Source organism: Ideonella sp., assembly GCF_041914305.1.
GTDB lineage: Bacteria > Pseudomonadota > Gammaproteobacteria > Burkholderiales > Burkholderiaceae_C > Ideonella.
The window spans coordinates 78,078-98,268 of record NZ_JAYSDQ010000001.1; the positions used below are offsets into that span (position 1 = coordinate 78,078).

Consider the following 20,191-nt stretch of genomic DNA (forward strand, 5'->3'; position numbering starts at 1 on the left):
GGCTCGCCGGCCACACCCCACGTTTGCAGTCGGTGGTGCGCAGTCGGATTGCCTAGCATTCTTGGCGTTAGGCCGGCGCGGGGCTGGCCTGGATCACGCCGCCCTCATGTCTTCACGTCTCTCGCCTTCGCGTTTCTCGCTTTGCCGCTGCCTGGCGCCGGCGCTGGTCTTGTCCGCCCTGGCGCCCACGGTCTGGAGCCAGCCGATCGGCCAGCAATACGGCGCGGACGACGTGGCCAGTGTCTTTGACATGCAGCACCCGCGCTATGGGGTGAAGACACCGGTGTCGAGCCAGGGCTTCGAGCTGCGTGTGGTGCAGAACAAGAAGGGCGAGACGAAGCAGGTCAGTGCCAAGGGCCCGGACGGCGTGCTGCGCTTGTTCGACCTGTCCAGCATCGCCGGGGTCGTCCACCGCATGTGGGTGGCCGATGGCCGGCTGGTGGTGTGCGCCTGGGCCAACCACAGCCTGCGTGGCGATGTCACCCTCTTCGATCTGGCCTCGGGGCGGCAGCTCGACAACTTCTGGGGGCAGAACGTCTCGGCGTCGCCGGACGGGCGGCGCATCGCCTTCGAGCGTTTTCACCCGGCGCCGTTCGCGCCCCAGGGCGAGAGCCAGTACCGCCTGTACGACGTCTTCTCGACCCCGCAGGCCAATCGGCCGTCCTATTCGAAGAAACACCCTGCGGGGCCCACAGACGGCGACACGCTCAGCAATTTCGCGCCCGGTGTCGCGCTCTATCCTCTGTCCGCGCGGGAGCTGGCGCGATCGACCGTGGTGGACGCGGCGGCCGATCGGCACGTCAGCCTGTCCCGGCTGGTCTGGTCGGCCGACGGGCGCGAATTGGCCGTGCTCGACGCGCATGCGGGCAAAGCTTGGCTGGTGATGATCGACACCTCCCGCGCCGTCTACCCCGGCGCCGTGCCTGCCTATGCGGCCGCGCTGCCTGAGCTGGCCAAGCTGTGCAGCGTGGTCGATGCCGACGACCCGGAGCAGGCGCTCGACGAAGACTGTGTCAGCACCAACGACGATCGTGTCGACCTTCGCTTCGAGCGTGACGCGGTGGTGGTCTCGATCACGCCGAGTGAGCCGGGGCAGCAGGGGGTGACGGCGCGGGTGTCGCGGCAGCGGCTGAAGCCGGTGGCTCAGGCGCGCTACGGCGACGACGCTGAATGACCACCTTCGGTCACTGAGGCATCATCGGCCGGTGCCCCGCCCCGGGGCGGGGAGCGGTGATGAGACTGATCGCGTTCGTCAACGAGCAGGGCCGGCCGGCCCTCGGCGCTTGCGTGGGTGAGGAACTGGCCGACCTCGGCGCGGCGGGCCTGCCCGACACGCTGGACGGGCTGCTGCGCCTGGGCCCCGCCGGCCTCGCCGCGGTGCCGGCCGCGCTTCAAAAAGCCCCACGCCGCCCGCTGGCCGGCCTCACCTATCTGCCGCCACTGCTGCAGCCCGCCAAGGCCTTGGCCATCGGGCTGAACTACCAAGATCATGCGGCTGAAAGCCGCTTCGAGTTGCCGAAACACCCGGTGGTGTTCCCGCGCTACCCATCGTCATGGGTTGCGCACGGCCAGCCGCTGGTGCGGCCGAAGGCGTCGGTGCAGTTCGACTACGAGGCCGAGCTGGTCGCGGTGATCGGCCGTGGCGGCCGCCACATCCCGCGCGAGCAGGCGCTGGCGCATGTCGCCGGCTATTCGATGTTCAACGACGGATCGATCCGCGACCACCAGCTGCGCACGCCGCAGTGGCTGCTGGGCAAGAACTTCGATGCCACCGGCGCCTTTGGCCCGGTGTTCGTGACCGCCGACGAGCTGCCCCCGGGTGCCGCGGGCCTGCAGATCCAGTGCCGCCTGAACGGCCAGACGCTGCAGAACGCCAACACCCGCGACATGATCTTCGACGTGGCGTCGCTGGTGGCCGCCTGCTCCGAGGCGATGACGCTGCAGCCCGGCGACATGCTGATCACCGGCACCCCGGCCGGCGTCGGCATGGCCCGCACGCCGCCGGTGTGGATGAAGGCCGGCGACGTCTGCGAGGTCGAGGTCGAAGGGATCGGTGTGCTGCGCAACCCGGTGGTCGACGAGGGCTGATACCTCGTCGACCGGGCCACATCAGTTCATGGCGTCGGGCGGCGGCGTGGGCACGACATGGCCGCCGGCCGGGCAGGTGGGCGTGTAAGGCAAGCCTTTCAGCGCGCTCTGCACGAAGCCGAGCAGGTCGGCATAACCGCCCTTGACGTTGTCGTCGCCGACACCACCGCAACGCGTCACGCGCTCGGGCGTGCCGCGGTCCGCATAGGCCTGGGCGAAATACTGGCCGTAGTTCGGGTCGTGCACATCGAACACTTCGCGATCCACGTCGCCCGGGCAGCGTGGCATCAGACGGGGGTCGTAGATCGGCTTGGTGTCGGGATCGTTGTCGTCGTCGTCACCCTCGTAGCGGCGGTTGCGGTTGTTGCTCTCGAAGCATTGCGGCTTCAGGTGCACGCCGTCGGGTTGAAGCACGGTGTCGTGGTCGTATGACAGGTGCACCGGCACCAGCCCGTCGAGCGGGATCGTTCGGGCCAGTTGCACGGCGCTGCCGGGCAACCGGTTCGGGTCACCACCGGGCGGCAAGATGGCGTCGGGCGTGTCCTGGTGCAGCCAGTAGCGGTACAGCCCTTCGTCTGCGACGAAGACCTGGGCGAGTTCGTCCTCGACATAGGTCGTCTGCGCCTGGTAGAGATAGGCGCCGCGCACGGTCGATGACTTTGACCGCCAGTCGCTCGCATGCGGATCGCCGGGGATGTTCAGCAGTGCGTTGAGCAGCGCGGCCGAGCCGCGCGACTGGCCGACCACCACCACCTGGGTCGGGTCGATGCCGAAAGCGGTCTTGTTGAGCTTGAGCCAGCGCACCGCCGAGGCGATGTCGTCGCTGGGGATCGGGCTCTTGGTGACGGGCGGCCAGTCGGGGCTCTCGAACTTGGGCAGGCGCGGCGCCACGATGCTGCTCAGCGGGTGGCGCGATTCGACGGAAGCCACCGCATAGCCCGCCTTGACCAGCGTCATCACGACCCAGCGCAACTGCGGTGAGTCGTCCGAGAAATCTTCGGTCGGGCCACCTGGATGCGCAAAGAGCACCAGCGGCAGGGTTTCGGTCAGCGGCTGGTTGGCGCGGCGATAGAAGTCCAGCCGCTGCGACAGCGAGACCTTGTCGGGCTTGCCCTTCGAGGTCAGCCAGTTGTTTTCGTCACGCCATTCCTGCCAGGTCTCGGCGTCGGCATAGCAGTAGTCGTTCCACTTGCGGTAGGTCACCGTCAGGTCGTCTTCCGGGTGCCCGGGGTCGCGGTACTTGTAGGTGAGCGGATCGATCGCTGGCAAGGTGCTGCCGCTGAACACGGTGCACGGCGCCGCCGCCTGGGCACTCGGGCCCGCGGCGACGGCGAAACCGACGAACAACAACGAGGGGAGGGCACGCAAGCGCATGGCCATCGTTCGCGAAGTGGTGAAGAAACCAGTGTAGGAGCCACGGGTTCGTCCGTCCCACTGGCGAGCCAGGGGCGCGCGCTTTTGCGGGGCTGCTTTACCTGGCCTTTACGTCGACCGCCCCCGCGCCCGCAACGCCGGTGTGCCCGCACGCCGGGCAAACCTGCCGCCGAAATTGCCGCTGCGTCGCTGGGCGCCGTTCGCGCAGGCCGTCGCTTGCCAGCTTTCACTGAGAAATGAGCGGTTTGCGCTGCGGCGGCCCGGCGTTCGCCGGGAATGCCGATTGCCGAATTCCCACATCGCCCCGCGCCAAGCCGCTTGTCCATGCAAAGTCGCGCCACGCTGTTCGGACACCCCCTGCACCAGGTGCTGGTGGTGCTGCCGCTCGGCTTGCTGGCGGCGTCGGTGGTGTTCGACCTGGTCCATCTGCTCGGCGACAGCGAATCGGCGGCGATCGTCGCGCGGCCGCTGATCGCGGCCGGGCTGGTCGGCGGTGTGGTCGCGGCACCGTGGGGCTACCTCGACTGGCGGGCGATGGCGCGCGGCTCTCGCGCCAAGAGCATCGGCGCCTGGCACGGCGCGGGCAATGTGCTGGTCCTGTTGTTGTTCGCCGGCAGTTGGTGGCTGCGCCAGGACGAGACGGCCCCGCCGCCGATGCTGGCGCATCTGTTGTCGTTCGGCGCGGCGGCGGTCGCGTTGGTCGCCGCCTGGCTGGGCGGTGAACTGGTCGATCGGTTGAAGACGGTGCCGCCGCGCGCGCCGGCGGACACGGGCAGCCCGCCGACCGAGCCGCCGCCGATGCCGCCTCACCCGAGGGCCCGCTGAAGGTGCCGGCCGATACCCCCCGCGCTGGGCCGATGGTGTCGACGCCGCCGGCCGCGCTCCCCGACAGCAGCGAGCTCTTCGTGGCCACCACGCCGGCGCGCCGGCCGGTGCAGCGCCGCGCGCTGGCCGTGGTGCTGGTCTCGGCGCTGTTGTTCATGGCACTGGTGCCATGGGCCAAGACACCGCTGCCGCCGCTGACGGCTTTCATCCCGCTGTACCAGTCGGCGCTGGTGCTCAGCGACCTGATCACGGCCTACCTGCTGCTGGGCCAGTTCCGCATCCTCGGGCGCCCGATGCTGGGTGGGCTGGCCGCGGCCTACCTGTTCTCGGCGCTGATGGCGAGCGTGCATGCGTTGAGTTTTCCGGGCCTGTTCGCGCCGGGCGGTGCGCTCGGCGCCGGGCCGCAGACCACCGCCTGGCTCTACATGCTCTGGCATGCCGGCTTTCCGCTGGGGGTGCTGGTCTACGCCGGCCGCAGCGCGCTGCCCGGGGTGGCGCCGGTGCGGTCGCTGGCGTGGGTTCGCCGGGCGGTGGGGCTGGGCCTGCTGGTGGTGCTGGCGGTGGTGGCTGCGTTGACGGTGCTCGCGACCGCCGGCGAAGGGCTGTTGCCGCCGATCATGGTCGGCAACCACTACAGCCCGGCGATGACGACGGTGGTGGGCGGCGTCTGGCTGGTCAACTTGGCGGCCGTGGTGCTGCTGCTGCGCCGGCCCGGCAAGACCGTGCTCGACCTGTGGCTGGTGGTCGTGATGTTCGCGTGGACCTTCGACATCGCGCTGTCGGCCGTCTTCAACGCCGGCCGCTACGACCTGGGCTTCTACGGCGGGCGCCTGTACGGCCTGCTGGCGGCCACCTATGTGCTGGCCGAGTTGCTGGCCGAGAACGCGCACCTGTACAGCCGCCTGGTGGCGATGCACCGGCAAGAGCACGAGCAGGGCGCCGCGCTGGCCGAGGCGCGCGACGCCGCGCTGGAGGCCGACCGCGCCAAGGGCCTGTTCCTGGCCAACATGAGCCACGAGATCCGCACGCCGATGAACGCGATCATCGGCCTGACGCACCTGGCGCTGGACACCGAGCTGAGCGAGCGCCAGCGCGACTACCTGACCAAGGTGCACGGCTCGTCGCGCTCGCTGATGCGGCTGCTCGACGACATCCTCGACTACTCGAAGATCGAGGCCGGCAAGCTGACGCTCGAACATGAGGAGTTCAGCCCCGAAGAGGTCGTCGACCAGGTGGGCAGCCTGTTCGCGGCGCGGGCCGAAGAGGCCGGGCTCGGCTTGTATTTCGAGATCGACCCCGGCGTGCCGCGAAGCCTGATGGGCGACGCGATGCGCCTGAACCAGGTGCTGGCCAACCTGGTCGGCAACGCGATCAAGTTCACGCCGCGCGGCGAGGTCATCGTGGCGGTCGATGCCACCCCGCAGTCGGCGCCGGCCGCGGCGAGCGACGACGCACCCTCACCGCCCGTGATGCTGCGCTTCGAAGTGCGCGACACCGGCATCGGCATGTCGCCCGAGCAGGCAGCGCGCCTGTTCCAGCCCTTCACGCAGGCCGACCGGTCGACCACGCGCCAGTACGGCGGCACCGGGCTGGGGCTGGCGATCTGCCGCCGGCTGGTCGGGCTGATGGGCGGGCAGATCGGCGTCAGCAGCGCGCCGGGGCACGGCAGCGTGTTCGCCTTCACCGCGCGTTTCGACGCGGCGCCGCTGCAGCGCCGCCGGCTCGAGCTGCACCGCATCCAGGCCATGCGCGTGCTGGTGGTCGACCCGCAAGACACCTCGGCGCAGATCCTGACGCAGCAACTGCAGTCGTGGGGCTTCGAGGTCGAGGGCGCCGCGGCCGGCGACGAGGCGCTGGCCGAGCTGCGCGCCGCCGACGAGCGCGGCGCGCCGTTCGACCTGGTGCTGCTGGACGAGAAGACCCCCGGCATCGCCGAAGGCGGCGGGCTGGCCGCCGCGTTGCGCCGGCACGCGCACCCGGCCCGTGGCCGGCCGCTGGCGATCGTGATGCTGGTCGCCGTGTCGGCGCATGAGCGGGTGCTGGCACTGGCCGGCGCGGTGCCGGCCGACATGCTGCTGACCAAGCCGGTCACGCCGTCACGCCTGTTCGACGCGGTGGTGCTGCTGCAAAACCGCAGCGTCGGCCGGGTGCAGGTGACGCCGGCGGCGCGGCGCCGCTTCGACTTTGCCGAGGCGACGCGGCCGATCCACGGTGCGCGCGTGCTGCTGGTCGAGGACAACGCGATCAACCAGCAGGTGGCGGCCGAGTTCCTGGCCAAGGCCGGGATGAACGTGACGGTGGCCGGCAACGGCATCGAGGCCGTCGACTGCGTCAAGGGCCAGCACTACGACCTGGTGTTGATGGACGTGCAGATGCCCGAGATGGACGGGCTGCAGGCCACGCGCCTGATCCGCACGCTGCCGCAGGGGCAGGAGCTGCCGATCGTCGCGATGACGGCGTCGGCCCTGTCGCAAGACCGGCAGGACTGCCTGGCCGCCGGCATGGACGGCCATGTGGCCAAGCCGATCGACCCGCGCGAGCTGGTCGAGACGCTGTTGTCGCGCATCGCGCCGAAGCAGGGCAGCGTGCAACTGGCGCAGACCGAGTCCGGCATCTCGGGCGAGGCCAGCGCGCTGGCGCAACTGCTGCCCGGGGTGGCGGTGCCGCAGGCGCTGGAGCGGCTGGCCGGCGACACGCGCATGTACCGCAAGCTGCTGCAGGCCTTCGTCTCGCACCACCAGGGCGACCTGGCGCGCATCGACGCCTTCAGCCGCGCCGGCGACTGGCCGGCGTTGTCGCGCCTGGCCCATGGCTTGGCCGGCTCGTCGGGCATGCTGGGCCTGGCCGAGGTGCACGAGCTGGCGCGCGAGCTGTCGCACAGCCAGGTGAGGCCGGACAGTGCGCAGGCTGCCGCCGCGGCGCGGCTGCACGGCGCACTGGAGCAGGCCTTCACCACGCTCGACGCGGTGGCGCCGCGGGTCGCCGCGGCCGCCGGCATGGCCACCGCGTGACCGGCCGGCGCTGCCTGCAGGCCGGCCCTCACGGCGCGTGGTGAGCGACGGCTGTGGCGGCCTGGGCGAGCAGCACGTCGCCCGAGGGCGGCAGCGCGAACAGGGCCAGGGCCTGGGCCAGCACGGTCGTCAACATCACGGCGACGACGAGGGCGGTGGCGCGAACACGCAGCGGGGTCTTCATACGGCTTCTCCGGCAGGTGGCAGCGCGGGCCGCCCGGGTGGGGCGGTGGGGCTGCCGGGTGATTCGGTGCTGGTAAGAATAGAAGTCCAGTCGCTGGAAAGGAATCGATTTGTTCTGGCGAAGTTGGTCGTCTATGCTTACCAGACGAGGGAAATGCCATGGCCCGACTGCCGCTCCAGACCCTGCCCGCCTTCCGCGCCGTTGCGCGGCTCGAGAACCTGCGCGCCGCGGCCGATGAGCTGCACCTGACGCACAGCGCCGTCAGCCAGCAGATCAAGCTGCTCGAAGAGCAGATCGGCTTCGAGCTGTTCGACCGGCGTGGTCGCCGTGTGGCGCTGAACGCGGCCGGCATGGCATTGCTGCGGGCGGTCGAGCCGGCGCTGGCGGCGCTTGACGAAGGTGTGCGCACCGCCGCGCTGGCCTCGGGCAACGCCGAGCAGCGCCTGCGCATCACGCTGCTGTCGTCGTTCGCGCAGCGCTGGCTGCTGCCGCGCATGGGCCGCTGGCGCGAGCGGCACCCCGACATCGGGCTGGAGCTGCACACCTCGCAGCAGCTGGTCGAGCTGCAGCGCGAGGGCTTTCACGCCGCGCTGCGCCAGGGCAGCGGCCAATGGCGCGGGCTGGACGCGGTCTGCCTGACCGACTCGCCGATGATCGTGCTGGGCTCACCGCAGGCGGCGCGCCGGCTGCAGGGCTGCTGCGCCGCCGAGCTGGCCGATGAGCCGCTGCTGGGCAGCAACGTGCAATGGCAGCGCTGGTTTGCGCTCAACCAGGTGCGAACCCGCGTCAACCCGGTGGCCGCCTTCAGCGACGCGGGCCTGATGCTGCAGGCCGCCGAGCAGAACCTGGGCCTGGCGCTGGCGCGCGAGATCCTCGCGGCCGACGCGCTGCGCGACGGTCGGCTGGTGCGGCTGTCGCCGGTGGCGATGCGCGAAGAGCAGGGCCAGACCTACTGGCTGGCTTACCCACCCGAGCTGGCCGCTTGGCCGCCGCTGGTGGCGCTGCGCGAATGGCTGCTGGACGAGCTGGCCTTGTCGCAGCGTGAGCTGGACGCGCCGGTCGCCGCAGCCGCCTCGATCACGACAACGGCGGCCGCCACCGCCAAGGTCACCGCGCGGCCGCGCCGCACGCGCAGGTAGCCCTCAGCTGTTGCTGGCCGCCAGCACCTCGGCCAGGTCGGTCAAGCCGGCCAGGGCCTTGTTGATGCCGTCCTGCCGCAGCGTGACCATGCCGCCGGCCAGCGCCGCGGTCTGCAGGGCCGAGGCCGGCGCCCGGTGGCGCACCAGCTCGCTGATCTGCGTGTCGGACAGCATCAGCTCGTGCAGGCCCAGGCGGCCGTGGTAGCCGTGGCCTTCGCAGGCCGCGCAGCCGCCGGGCCGGTACAGGCGCAGCTCGCCGCCGGGGCCGCCGTGCAGCCGGCGCCAGCCGGCCAGCAGCGCGGTGCGGGCCGCGGCATCGTCGCGGCGGTGGCCGAGGTAGTGGTCGGCCAGCTGCTGCTGCGCGGCCTCGTTCAGCGGCTGCGGCACGCGGCAGTGCACGCACAGGCGCCGCACCAGGCGTTGGGCCAGGATGCCGAGCAGCGAGTCGGAGAAGGTGAACGGGTCCAGCCCGATCTCGAGCAGCCGCGTGATGCTCTCGGGCGCCGAGTTGGTGTGCAGCGTCGACAGCACCAGATGGCCGGTCAGCGAGGCCTCGATCGCGATGCGGGCGGTCTCTTCGTCGCGCATCTCGCCGATCATGATCACGTCGGGGTCGGCGCGCAGGAAGGTGCGCATCGCGGCGGCAAAGGTCCAGCCGATGCGCGGGTTCATCTGCGCCTGGCGCAGCCCGTCTTGCGTGATCTCGACCGGGTCCTCGGCGGTCCAGATCTTGCGCTGCGTGGTGTTCAGCTCGCGCATCACCGAGTGCAAGGTGGTGGTCTTGCCGCAGCCGGTCGGGCCGCAGACGAGGATCAGGCCGTAGGGCTTGGCGGTGATCGTGCGCAGCGCGGCCAGGTTGCCCGGGCTCAGGCCGATCGACTCCAGCGGCATCGGCTTCAGGCCCGACAGCAGCCGCAGCACCACGTCTTCGAGCCCGCGGGTGGTCGGCACGGTGACCATGCGCAGCTCGATCGACGGGCCGCCGAAGCGCGCGAAGTCGATCTTGCCGTCCTGCGGCTTGCGGTGTTCCGAGATGTCCAGGTCGGCCATGATCTTCAGCCGCGCGACGACCGCGAAGCGCCAGTGCGCCGGCAGCTCGAGGTAGGCCTGCAGCTCACCGTCCACCCGCAGGCGGATGCGCGTCGGCCTCGCGCCGTCGGCGGTCTCGACGTGGATGTCCGACGCGCGCAGGCGGATCGCATCGCTGATCATCGTGTTGACCAGGCGCACCAGCGTGTTGTCCGACTCGGAGACGACGGCCTCGCCCGGGCGGCCCGGCCCGTTGTCGTAGGCCGCGAGCTCGGCTGCCAGTGCGTGCACGTCGCGCTGGGCGAACGCGTGTTCGGTGGCGCCTGCGGCGGGGGTGTTGGCCGTGTCGCCGCGCGGCGTGGTGTAGGCCCGGGCCACCGCCGGCGCCAGGCTGCCCGGCGCGGCCAGCACCGGCAGCACATGGCGTTCGCTGACGAAGCGCAGCTCGTCGATCAGCGCGTGGTCCCAGGGGTCGGGCAGCGCGATGACCAGCGTCTCGCCGCGCTGCATCAGCGGCAGCACCGTCTCGCGCAGCGCCAGGCCGGCCGGTACGCGGGCCAGCGCGTCGGGCTGCGGCAGCAGCTGGCGCAGGTCCACCGTCGGCACGCCCAGCCATTCGGCCAGCACCGCGTCGAGCTGGCTGGACGAGAGCGCGCCGCGCTCGACCATCAGCTGGCCGATCAGGCGGTGGGGCCGGGTGGCGGCCTGCTGCTGCAGCGCCGCGGCGAGGATCTGCTGGTCGATCAGCCCGTGGTCGATCAAGGCTTCGCCGAGATGCCGTGCGCGGCGGCCCGGCGGGTTGGCCAGGCGGGCCCACAACTCGTCCAGGTTGCCGGGCATCGAGCTGTTGCCGGGGGCGGCGGGCTGGGGTTTGGGGGCGGTGGCAAGGTCGACAGACATCGGTCCGGCAGGGCTTCGTGACTACAAAACCATTGTCGGCAGATGGCCTCTCGGATGCCTGTGATGGATTCTGCAAGTCCAGCGTCCGCATCGCGGCGCGGGGCCGATTTCGTCGCGGATTTGACCGGTGTCAAGCGGCCGGCGAAACCTGCTCAAGTTCGCGCAGCAGGCGGCGCAGCGCCGGGCTGGCATTGCCGCGTCGGGTGCTCAGCACGATGTCTTGCCGGTGGCTGAACACGGTGGGGTGCACGCGGCGCCAACCGGCCAGCGCGGGGGTCGAGGCGACCAGGTGGTCGGGCAGGAAGCCGGCGAAGCGGCCGCTGGCGACCAGCAGCGCCACGCCCTCGATGCTGTCGGCACGTGGGCTGCCGGGCTGGACGGTGGCCTGCGCGTGCGGCGGCAGGTCGACCGAATACGGGTCGGTGACACAGCCCAGCAGCGCCAGGTCGTCGCGCGTGATCGTCGCGTCGGCGCGCTCGAACCACGGGTGGCCGGGCGCGATGTAGAGGCTGCTGGGCTCGGCGTACAGGCGCTGCTGCTGCAGCCCGGCGGCCGGCGCATGGGCGGCCAGCACGCCGGCATCGAGCTCGCCGGCGACCAGGCGCCGCTCGATCTCGATCGGCCGCAGCGACAGCAACTGCAGCCGCAGGCCGGGCAGGCTGTCGACACAGCGCGCCAGCGCGGCCGGCAGCGGATTGTGTGGCGCGGTCAGCAGCGCGTCGACGATGCCCAGCCGCAGCACCGGCGCAGGGGCCTCGCCCAGGTGGGCCATCTGGTCTCGAAAGCCCTGCAGCGACGCGAGCAGCGCCTGCGCCGCGCGGTGCAGCTGCTCGCCCGCCGGCGTCAGCGCAAAGCCGCTGCGCCCGCGCTGCGCGAGCCGGGTGCCGACGCGGGTCTCCAGCTCCTTGAACCGCCGGCTGACGGTCGACAGGTCGGCTTGCAGCTCGGCCGTCGCGGCCGAGAAGCCACCCGCCGCGACGACGACGCAGAACAGGCGCAGCTGGCGCAACTCGGCATCGCCGACCGGTGCCAGGCCGCGCGCCGCGTCGCCGGCGAACAGCGCCGGCGTGTCAAGTGAACTTGCGCGGCGGGTCATGGGTGGTGGCGGGCAGGCAGGCTAGGCTGCGGGTCTTCGCGAGCGACGGTGGCGGGCATGTTGCCAGAGCCGCCGGCCGCGGCTTCACCGACGGTTGCCATGAGCCAATTCGCCTTCCTTTCCGGGTCCAGCTTTCTCAAGGCGCCGCCGCCGGTCGACGGCGCGGCGCGCCCGTTCGGCCTGGCCGGCCTGGCCTGGGACGGCTCGACCACCAACCGGCCCGGCGCACGCCTGGGCCCGCGCGCGATCCGCGAGGCCAGCCACATGCTGTGCGACGCGATCCACCCGCTGTTCGACGTGAGCCCGATCGACGCGCTCGACGACCGGGGCGACCTGGCTTTGCCCAACACCGGCATCGACGGCATGCGCGCCGCGTTCGCGCGGCAGTTGCCGGCGCTGCTGGCGCGCCAGCACATGGTCTGGCTGGGCGGCGACCACTCCATCACGCTGCCGATCCTGCGTGCGCAGCGCGAGCGGCTCGGCCGGCCGCTGGCGGTGATCCACTTCGACGCCCACTGCGACACCTGGACCGACCATTTCGGTGAGCCCAGCGGCCACGGCACCTGGGTCTACGAGGCTTTCCAGGAAGGGCTGGTGGTGCCCGAGTGCTTCACGCAGATCGGTATCCGCTCGGCCGGCGAGCGCGCCGCGCGCGACTATGTGCGCGACCAGGGCGGCCAGATCTTCACCGCGCGCGACCTGCGCGGCCGCGAGAGCAGCGCGCAGCTGGCCGAGGTGACCGGCGCGATCCGCCAGCGCCTGGCGGCCCACGGCCAGCCGCCGCTGTACCTGAGCCTGGACATCGATTGCCTCGACCCCGCTTTCGCCCCCGGCACCGGCACGCCCGAGCCCGGTGGCCTGACGACCAACCAGGTGCTGAGCTTGCTCGAAGACCTGGCCGATCTCGACTTCGTCGGCATGGACTGCGTCGAGGTGGCGCCGCCTTACGACCATGCCGAGCTGACCTCGTACGCGGCGGCCAGCTTCGTCTGGACTCACCTGTGCGGGCGCATGGCCCACGGCACGGCAAAAGGCCCGCGCACGGCCTGACGACCGGACGCGGGCCCCGCAGGCCTGAGAGCCCCTAACGCATCAGTTCAGGCGCAGGACGCCGACCTTCAGCTCGGTGCTGTCGTTGGCGAAGTTGCCCGCGGCGTCGACCGAGAAGTTGATCGTCTGTCCGGCGTTGAGCTTGCGCTTCAGGTTGAACTGCACGGTTTGGCCGAACAGCGTCAACGGCTTGTCGACCAGCGTCGTCGCGTCCTGGCTCACCAGCACCTGCACACCGGTCGGCGTGCGATCGACCATCTGGAACTGGCCGGTCACGCGGTACCAGTCGGTGGCGGGCGCGGTGAAGGTCAGCACCGGCCGATCGCCGTCGGCACCGGGGTGCATGTGCAGCGACGACAGCGGGACCACGCCGCTCGGGAACACGATCTCGGCCCCGGTGGTGTTCAGGCCGATCATCGGCAGGTCCCAGTCGCCTGCATCGGTGTTCCAGCAGGCCAGGCCCGGCGTGCCGCGGCAGTTGGCGTTCGAGTAGCCCATCAGCGACAGGCTGCCGTCGGCGGCGCGCACGCGGTACGACCAGGCACCGTTGGCGTTCGCCCCGATGCTGAAGTTGCCCACGCCGTCCCAGCTCGATTGGGCCTGGACGGCCGCGCTGCTGCACAGCGCGGCGGCGGCCAGCAGGCGGGCGAGTTTGTTGACGTTCATGCTTTCTCTCCTAGCGTTTGGATGTCGAAGGTCGGCGGCGATGCCACCTGAAGCCCTTCACCCGCCCAGACGTGGGCGTCAGGGCAAAGCGGACAGGCGGCTTCGCGGCATCCCCTCAATTGCGGATCAAGCTCTTCAGCAGCCGGCAGGCCTTGCGCCAGTCGCGCCGCACGGTGCGCTCGTGCAGGCCGAGGGCCGCGCCGATCTCGCGTTCCTCGTAGCCACCGAAACAGCGCAGGTGGACGACCTGCGCCAGCCGAGGCTCGACCGCTTCCAGCGCGGCCAAGGCCTCGTGCACCCACTGTCCTTGCTCGTGGCCTGCGGGCAGCGCGGCCAGCGTGTCGTCGTCCAGCACTTGCGGTGAGTCGCCGCCGCCGCGCCGCTCGGTCCAGCGGCTGCGCGCAGCGTCGGTGATCACCGAGCGCATCACCTGCGACGCATAGGCAAAGAAGGTGCGTCGATCGGCTCGCCGCAGCGGCGCGGCGGTCAGGAACCGAAGGTAGGACTCGTGCACCAGCGTGGTCGCGTCGAGCATCGGGTCGTGCCCGCAGCGGCGCAGCCGCGCACGCGCCAGCTGGTGCAGCTCACCATAGGCGGCGGCAAACAAGAGATGGCGCGCCTCGTGGCTGCCGTTGGCGACCTGGTCGATGAGCAAACTGAGATCCGGCATGGTGTCGGTGCCCTCTGTGTCGATGCGGGGGCACTGTGGAAGCGGCCACGGCGCCGCGTCGACCGGCGCACGTACCGGGATCCCGTGACACCTCATGCATGTTGATGACGAGTGGCCGGGGTGGCAGCGCACGCCTCGACCGGGCCTCGTAGAGTCGGCGCCATGGCACGAACGGTCCTCATCGTCGAAGACGACCAACGCATCCGCCGCGGGTTCGAGCTGGCGATCCGCGCTACCGTCGACCTGCGCGTCGCGGGCGTTGCGGCCGACCTGCCCGAAGCGCGTGAGCTGTTCGACGCGACCGAGCCCGACGTGCTGCTGGTCGATCTCGGGCTGCCCAGCGGCAGCGGTATCGAGCTGATCCGCCACGCGCAGGCCACGCGGCCGGCGTGCGAGTCGATGGTCGTGACGGTCTTTGCCGACGAGCAGGCGGTGCTGTCGTGCATCGAGGCCGGTGCCACCGGCTATCTGCTGAAGGACGCGCGCCCGGTCAACATCGTTGAGCAGATCCGCCTGCTGTGCGCCGGCGGCAGCCCGATCAGCCCAACCGTGGCGCGCCGGCTGATGTTGCGCATCGGCGCGCTGGCCAGCCCACAGGCCAGCGCCGGCCTGGTCTCGACGCAGGAGCGCCAGGTGCTGGTGCTCAGCGCCAAGGGTTACGGCTACGAAGAGGTCGCCGGCCTGATGGGGCTGTCGCGCCACACCGTCGAGACCTACGTGAAGCGAATCTACCGCAAGCTGCAGGTGCATTCGAAGACCGAGGCGGTCTACGAGGCCCGCAAGCTGGGGATCGTGCATGACTGAGCTGGCCTTGCCGGTCGGCGGCGCACCGGTCCACGCCGACGAGCGCGTCGGCGCCCCGTCGGCCGCCGACGCCGCGTTGATCGACCTGGTGCTGGCGTTCGTCGCGTACTGGCGGGTCTCTCTGCTGGCGATCTCACTCGTGACGATCGCGGTGGCCTTGGGCTGGAAGAACCAGGCGCCCGCGGCCCTGCTCGCGGGCTGGTGCGCGGCGGCGTGCCTGAACTATGCGGGGCAGGGCTGGCTGTACCGGCGTATCCAACGCGCGGGGCGCAGCCTGGACACCATCGCCGCCTGCATGCCGTGGGTGACCGCCAGCGTGGGCTGCAGCGGCCTGCTGTGGGGGGCGGTGCCGTGGCTGCTGACGGCGCCGTCGGCGCCGGCGATGCTGCTGGCCTGCGCGTTCAACCTGATGCTGTTCTTCTGCGCCGCCAACACCCCGGTCACGCGCGGCATGCTGACCTGCGCGATCGTCACCGCCTGCGTGCCGACCTCGCTGGCGCCGGTGTGGCGGCTGGGGCTGGGCTACGCGAGCCTGGGCTGCGTGGTCGGCTTCGGGCTGATCTATGCCTACAGCGTGCGCCTGGGCGACGCGATCTTCGCGGTGTTTCGGCAACGGCGCGTGGCGGACAGCCTGGCCGCCGAGCTGCAGCACCGCCAGGCGCAACTGGTCGAGAGCGAGCGCCAGCGCGCGATCCTGCTCGAGCGGCAACGGCTGATGCGCGACATGCACGACGTCGTCGGCGGCGGCCTGACCGCGTCGCTGGTGGCGGTGGAGAACGGCGAGGCCCGGCCGCAGGCGCTGGCCGACATGCTGCGCGAATGCCTGGTCGACCTGCGCCTGATCATCGACTCGCTCGAGCCGGCCGAGCTGGACGTGGTCGGCCTGCTGGCCGCGCTGCGGTTTCGCATGAGCGACCGGCTGGCGGCTGCCGGCGTGACGCTCGATTGGCAGATGCACGACCTGCCCGCGGTGCCGTGGCTCGGGCCGTCCGAAGCACTGCAGCTGCTGCGGGTGGTGCAAGAGCTGCTGACCAACGCGATCAAGCACGCCGGGGCGCGCTGCATCCGGGTCGAGGCGCAGCCGCGGGGCGGCACGCTGCGGATCCGCGTCAGCGACGATGGGTGCGGCTTCGACGTGGTCTGCGCCGCGTCGGGCCGGGGCCTGCGTTTCATGGCCCAGCGCATCGCGGCGCTGCGCGGGCGCATCGAGGTCGACTCGTGGCCCGGCGGCGGCACCCGGGTCGAGCTGCAGCTGCCGCTGGATGGCTGACGGGCTATTGGGGGGGTGGCTGTTGCGGCGGCGGCCGAAGGCGTATCCTCGGATTGGGCGAGCGCCCGGAGGGAGGTGACATGCGTCAGTTCATTCGGCACCCCATCGATGTCCCGATCGAGATCGGGATCGGTGACGACGGCCCTGTCTCGGGCTACCACACCCACGACATCAGCCTGGGCGGGCTCGCCTTTCGGTCGGGTTGCGCGGTGCGGCCGGGCTCGATGGTCGACATCAGCATCGGCTATGTGCAGCCGCCGTTCCAGGTGCATGCCCGGGTGGCCTGGTGCAAACCGCACCCGTTGAGCGGCTACGAGCTGGGGGTGACCTTTCTCGATGCCGACGATGCGTTCCGCGCCCGCATGGTCGAGCAGGTGTGCCACATCGAAGACTACCGCCGCGCGGTGCAACGCACCGAGGGCCGCGAGCTCGGCATCGACGAGGCCGCCGCCGAGTGGATCGAGAAATACGCCGAGCACTTCCCCGAGATCGAGGCCAGCCCGCGCCAGACGCGCCACTGACCCCCTGCCGCATCGGCCGTGGTCCGGCTCACGGGGCAGGGGCCTGGCGGGGCTGAACCAGCGCGGCCACGGCCTGCGCTTGTTCGCTGCCGATCTGCCGCAACCCGGCCGCCACACCGAGCCGATCGGCCTCGCTGCGGTTCTGGCTCATCTTCCAGCGGCCCTCGATGCGCTCGACCGTGATCTCGATGCCGACGATCGCGCGCAGCAACTGGTCGATGTAGTCGGCCGGGGCGTCTGACACCTGCCACGGCGCCGCCTGGCCGCGCTCGTGCGTCGCGGTCAGGCGCTCGACCAGGGCCAGCAACTCGTCGCGGCCCTCGACGGCCCGCGCCTGGCCATGCACCTGCACCACCGCGTAGTTCCAGGTCGGCACGGCCTTGCCGTGCGCGTGCTTGCTGGGGTACCAGTTGGGCGACACGTAGGCCTGCGGGCCGTGAAACACCACCAGGCTCTGACCCGGGTGGCGCCAGACCGGGTTGGCGCGCGACACGTGCGCCAGCAGCGTGCCGTGCGCGCCGCGCGTGGGGTCGAACAGGAACGGCACATGGTCGGCGCGGAACGCACCGTCGTGCGCGCTGAACCAGGTGCCCAGCGGGTACTCGGCCATCAGCGCCTGCCAAGCGGCGGGGTCGTCGTTGGTGAACTGCGGCAGGTGCATGTCAGACCTCGGTCTTCGGCTCGCAACGCACCTCGGCCTTGACCGAGTTGGCGATGTAGCACGCGTCGTGCGCTTCGTGGTGCAGGTGCTGCAGCGCGTCGGCCGAAGGCGGCGTGCCGGCAAAGCGCACCGCGGGCCGCAGCGTGATGGCCGTGATCGCCATCCGGCCCTCGGCATTGCGCGCCATCGTGCCGCTGGCGTCGTCGCGGTAGTCGTCGACGACGAAACCGGCCTTGGCCGCGAGCGACAGGAACCACAGCATGTGGCAGCTCGACACCGACGCGACCAGCGCCTCTTCGGGGTCGACCGCCGCGGGGTCGGAATAGGGCAGCGGCACCGAGTGCGGCGACGACGAGCCGGGCACCTCGAGCCCGCCGTCGAACTGCAGCAAGTGGCGGCGGTGGTAGCGCTGGTCGGTGAACACTTCGTGCGGCTGGCGCTGCCAAAGCGTGCGGGCGGTGTAATCGGCCATCGGGTGGTCCTCGGGTTGGGCGGGTTAGGGCCTGTTAACACTACGGAGACCCGTGCGAACGGGCAGTGCAGGGATGCAGGGCAAGGCGCCCGCCGCCGCCCAGGCTGGTGCCTGGGCAAGGTGGGCAACGACGCCATGCGCCCTGCACGGCCCGTTCCCGAAGGGTTGCCACCAGAACAGCCGATCGCGACGTTGCAAAGCCTCGCCGGGGCCGCGCCCCGGCTTCGTTTTGCGCCTTGCGCTCGACTTGTTCTGGTGACAACGCATCGGGTCTCCGTACTGTTAACAGGCCCTAAGCGGTATTGGCCCTTCAGCTTACGCGCTATGCTGAACGGCCAAGGAGCCAATTCGGGATGCCGCGCAGAGCCAAATCGACCCCCGCCACTGCCCCAGCCACTGGCGACGACACGCCGCTGCGGCTGCAGGTCTACCGCCAGCTGCGCAGCGCGATCGAGCAGGGCAGCCTGAAGCCCGGCGCGCGCCTGCCGCCCACACGCGCCCAGGCGCAGCAGCTGGGCGTGTCGCGCAACACGGTGTTGTGGGCGATGGAGCGGCTGCGCGCCGAGGGGTACGTGCTGGCGCATGTCGGCCGCGGCAGTTTCGTGGCGCCCAGCTTCGGCGCGCTGCCACGCGGCAAGCGCGTGGCGCGCGCGGTGGCGCCGGTGCTGTCGCGCCGCGGGCAGGCGATCGCCGACATTGCGTTGCGCTGGCAGCCACCGCTGCAAGCGGCGCTGCCGTTTCGCATCGGCGCGCCCGAGGTCGAGAGCTTTCCGTACGCGCTGTGGGACCGGCTCTCGCGCCAGGTGCCGGCGGCCGAGCGCCGCGCGCTGGCGCAATACCTGGACCCGGCCGGCTGGGCGCCGCTGCGCGAGGCGATCGCCCAATGGTTGTGGGCTTCGCGCGGCCTGCGCTGCGACCCCGCGCAGGTGCTGGTCTGCTCGGGCTCGCAGCAGGCGCTGGACCTGATCGGCCGCCTGCTGCTCGACCCCGGCGACGAGGTGATGGTCGAAGACCCGGGCTACCCGGGCATCCGCGCGGCGCTGCTGGGCCAGGGCGCGGTGGCGCGGCCGGTGCCGCTGGACGAGCAGGGCCTGGACATCGCGCAGGGCGCCGCCCGCTGGCCCCGCGCGAAGCTGGTGGTGGCGACGCCCGGCTGCCAGTTCCCCACGGGGGTGCGCATGAGCCTGCCGCGGCGCCTGGCGCTGCTGGCCTGGGCCCGTGCGCACGAGGGCTGGGTGGTCGAGGACGACTACGACGGCGAGTTCCAGTACGGCGCGCACCGGCTGCCGGCGATGGGCAGCCTGCTGCAGGCCGAGCGCACGCTGTATGTGGGCACCTTTTCGAAGGCGCTGCACCCAGGCTTGCGGTTGGGCTTCATCGTGCTGCCGCCGGCGCTAGTGCCGGCGTTTGCCGTGGCCCGCGCGGTGGCCGATCGACATGCGCCCGGCGACCAGCAGGCGGTGCTGGCGCGCTTCATCGGAGAGGGCCATCTGCTGCGCCACCTGAACCGCATGCGCGAGCTCTACCCGGCGCGCCAGGCGGCGCTGCGGCGCTGGCTGGCCGAGGCGACCGACGGGGCACTGCAGCTCGCGCCGCAAGACCACGGCCTGCACCTGCTGCACGAGGCCCGCGCCGGTGCGGCCGACCATCTGTTGTCGGCGCGCGCGCTGGAGGCCGGCGTGATGCTCGCGCCGCTGTCGCGCTACGCGATCGAGTCGACCCGGCGCGGCTGGCTGTTCGGCTACGCCGGCTACGACGAGGCGGCGTTGCAGCGCGCGGTGGCGGCGATCGCGCCGCTGCTGCGGCGCATGGCGGTCAGATCGGGAACTGCGTCGTCGACAGCACCTGCTTGAGCACCAGGAACGAGCGGATCTGCCGCACGCCGGGCAGGTGCAGCAGCTGCTCGGCATGCAGCTGGTTGAAGCTGTCGTTGTCGCGGGTGCGGATCAGCATGAAGTAGTCGAACTCGCCGGTGACGACATGGCATTCCATGCAGCCCGAGACCTTGGCCGCGGCCTTCTCGAAATCGGCGAACGACTCGGGTGTGGACCGGTCGAGCACCACGCCGATCATCACCAGCATGCCCGCGTCGAGCGCGCGCGGGTTCAGCAGCGCGACGATGCCGGTGATCAGCCCCATCTGCTTGAGCCGCTCGACACGCCGCAGGCAGGCCGGCGGGCTTAGGTTGACCTTGGCCGCGAGCGCCACGTTCGACAGCGACGCATCACGCTGCAGCAGGCGCAGGATGGCCTTGTCGGTGCGGTCGATCTCGCTGGTGAGCGAAGGCTGCGGCGCCGGCACGGAGGGGCGACGAACTTTTGTTGCGCGTTGGATGGATTTCATGCAATGGCAGCGTCAAACGCTGGGCCGTGGCGTTTCGATGATGCGTTCATGGCGTTGATTTCGCAACCCTGTTAAAGGCGCTTGTTCC

19 protein-coding genes are annotated in these 20,191 nt (G+C 71.2%); 10 read left to right on the forward strand and 9 right to left on the reverse strand.

Going from position 1 to position 20,191, the window contains the following annotated elements; all coding sequences use genetic code 11:
• The first annotated feature begins 106 nt into the window (after nt 1–106).
• Entirely contained in the window at nt 107–1,174 is a 1,068-nt protein-coding gene (locus ACE3SG_RS00345) for a hypothetical protein (RefSeq protein WP_374561858.1), read from the forward strand.
• Nucleotides 1,175–1,233: 59 nt separating this feature from the next.
• Nucleotides 1,234–2,088, forward strand: a complete 855-nt coding sequence (locus tag ACE3SG_RS00350) for a fumarylacetoacetate hydrolase family protein (protein ID WP_374561859.1) — start codon at nt 1,234–1,236, stop codon at nt 2,086–2,088.
• 21 nt (nt 2,089–2,109) lie between these two features.
• Here ACE3SG_RS00350 and ACE3SG_RS00355 read toward each other — a convergent pair whose 3' ends face one another.
• Nucleotides 2,110–3,456 carry a hypothetical protein gene (locus ACE3SG_RS00355; protein WP_374561860.1) on the reverse strand — a complete coding sequence of 449 codons (1,347 nt, stop codon included), beginning with the start codon at nt 3,454–3,456 and terminating at the stop codon, nt 2,110–2,112.
• Nucleotides 3,457–3,786: 330 nt separating this feature from the next.
• Here ACE3SG_RS00355 and ACE3SG_RS00360 point away from each other — a divergent pair, with 330 nt between their 5' ends.
• Nucleotides 3,787–4,287: a DUF2231 domain-containing protein gene (locus tag ACE3SG_RS00360; RefSeq protein WP_374561861.1), complete on the forward strand. Its 501-nt coding sequence runs from the start codon at nt 3,787–3,789 to the stop codon at nt 4,285–4,287.
• A gap of 32 nt (nt 4,288–4,319) precedes the next feature.
• Complete coding sequence (locus tag ACE3SG_RS00365) at nt 4,320–7,298, forward strand: response regulator (RefSeq protein WP_374561862.1); 2,979 nt, start codon at nt 4,320–4,322, stop codon at nt 7,296–7,298.
• A gap of 28 nt (nt 7,299–7,326) precedes the next feature.
• Here ACE3SG_RS00365 and ACE3SG_RS00370 read toward each other — a convergent pair whose 3' ends face one another.
• Nucleotides 7,327–7,482 carry a hypothetical protein gene (locus tag ACE3SG_RS00370; protein WP_374561863.1) on the reverse strand — a complete coding sequence of 52 codons (156 nt, stop codon included), beginning with the start codon at nt 7,480–7,482 and terminating at the stop codon, nt 7,327–7,329.
• Between the two features lie 158 nt (nt 7,483–7,640).
• Between ACE3SG_RS00370 and ACE3SG_RS00375 the strand changes: the two genes are divergently transcribed.
• A complete protein-coding gene (locus tag ACE3SG_RS00375) occupies nt 7,641–8,621 on the forward strand; it encodes a LysR substrate-binding domain-containing protein (protein WP_374561864.1) in 981 nt (326 codons plus the stop codon).
• A 3-nt stretch (nt 8,622–8,624) separates the two neighbouring features.
• Here the strand turns inward: ACE3SG_RS00375 and ACE3SG_RS00380 are convergent, their stop codons facing one another.
• Nucleotides 8,625–10,550 (reverse strand): GspE/PulE family protein, encoded by a 1,926-nt coding sequence (locus ACE3SG_RS00380; protein ID WP_374561865.1) that lies wholly within the window; start codon nt 10,548–10,550, stop codon nt 8,625–8,627.
• 130 nt (nt 10,551–10,680) lie between these two features.
• Nucleotides 10,681–11,646: a LysR family transcriptional regulator gene (locus ACE3SG_RS00385; RefSeq protein ID WP_374561867.1), complete on the reverse strand. Its 966-nt coding sequence runs from the start codon at nt 11,644–11,646 to the stop codon at nt 10,681–10,683.
• 99 nt (nt 11,647–11,745) lie between these two features.
• On the opposite strand from ACE3SG_RS00385, the gene ACE3SG_RS00390 reads away from it, so the two are divergent.
• On the forward strand, nt 11,746–12,696 hold the full coding sequence (locus ACE3SG_RS00390) for an agmatinase (protein WP_374561868.1): 951 nt from the start codon (nt 11,746–11,748) through the stop codon (nt 12,694–12,696).
• Nucleotides 12,697–12,738: 42 nt separating this feature from the next.
• Here ACE3SG_RS00390 and ACE3SG_RS00395 read toward each other — a convergent pair whose 3' ends face one another.
• Nucleotides 12,739–13,362, reverse strand: a complete 624-nt coding sequence (locus tag ACE3SG_RS00395) for a hypothetical protein (protein WP_374561869.1) — start codon at nt 13,360–13,362, stop codon at nt 12,739–12,741.
• A 115-nt stretch (nt 13,363–13,477) separates the two neighbouring features.
• Entirely contained in the window at nt 13,478–14,032 is a 555-nt protein-coding gene (locus ACE3SG_RS00400) for an ECF-type sigma factor (protein WP_374561870.1), read from the reverse strand.
• A gap of 162 nt (nt 14,033–14,194) precedes the next feature.
• Here ACE3SG_RS00400 and ACE3SG_RS00405 point away from each other — a divergent pair, with 162 nt between their 5' ends.
• The 3 genes from ACE3SG_RS00405 (at nt 14,195) to ACE3SG_RS00415 (ending at nt 16,627) form a co-directional block, all read left to right on the forward strand.
• The gene (locus ACE3SG_RS00405) at nt 14,195–14,836 is read left to right on the forward strand and encodes a response regulator (RefSeq protein WP_374561872.1); all 642 of its coding nucleotides are present in this window, start codon (nt 14,195–14,197) and stop codon (nt 14,834–14,836) included.
• Entirely contained in the window at nt 14,829–16,106 is a 1,278-nt protein-coding gene (locus ACE3SG_RS00410) for a sensor histidine kinase (protein WP_374561873.1), read from the forward strand. The genes ACE3SG_RS00405 and ACE3SG_RS00410 overlap by 8 nt, the downstream gene beginning before the upstream one ends.
• Nucleotides 16,107–16,186: 80 nt before the next feature.
• Nucleotides 16,187–16,627 (forward strand): PilZ domain-containing protein, encoded by a 441-nt coding sequence (locus ACE3SG_RS00415; protein ID WP_374561874.1) that lies wholly within the window; start codon nt 16,187–16,189, stop codon nt 16,625–16,627.
• Nucleotides 16,628–16,655: 28 nt separating this feature from the next.
• Here the strand turns inward: ACE3SG_RS00415 and ACE3SG_RS00420 are convergent, their stop codons facing one another.
• Nucleotides 16,656–17,288 carry an FMN-binding negative transcriptional regulator gene (locus tag ACE3SG_RS00420; protein ID WP_374561875.1) on the reverse strand — a complete coding sequence of 211 codons (633 nt, stop codon included), beginning with the start codon at nt 17,286–17,288 and terminating at the stop codon, nt 16,656–16,658.
• Nucleotide 17,289: 1 nt separating this feature from the next.
• The gene (locus tag ACE3SG_RS00425) at nt 17,290–17,760 is read right to left on the reverse strand and encodes an OsmC family protein (RefSeq protein ID WP_374561876.1); all 471 of its coding nucleotides are present in this window, start codon (nt 17,758–17,760) and stop codon (nt 17,290–17,292) included.
• A 353-nt stretch (nt 17,761–18,113) separates the two neighbouring features.
• On the opposite strand from ACE3SG_RS00425, the gene ACE3SG_RS00430 reads away from it, so the two are divergent.
• Entirely contained in the window at nt 18,114–19,613 is a 1,500-nt protein-coding gene (locus ACE3SG_RS00430; protein ID WP_374561877.1) for a PLP-dependent aminotransferase family protein, read from the forward strand.
• Here ACE3SG_RS00430 and ACE3SG_RS00435 read toward each other — a convergent pair.
• Nucleotides 19,576–20,103: an Lrp/AsnC family transcriptional regulator gene (locus tag ACE3SG_RS00435; protein WP_374561878.1), complete on the reverse strand. Its 528-nt coding sequence runs from the start codon at nt 20,101–20,103 to the stop codon at nt 19,576–19,578. The two genes, ACE3SG_RS00430 and ACE3SG_RS00435, sit on opposite strands and share 38 nt — an antisense overlap.
• Nucleotides 20,104–20,191 lie beyond the last annotated feature (88 nt).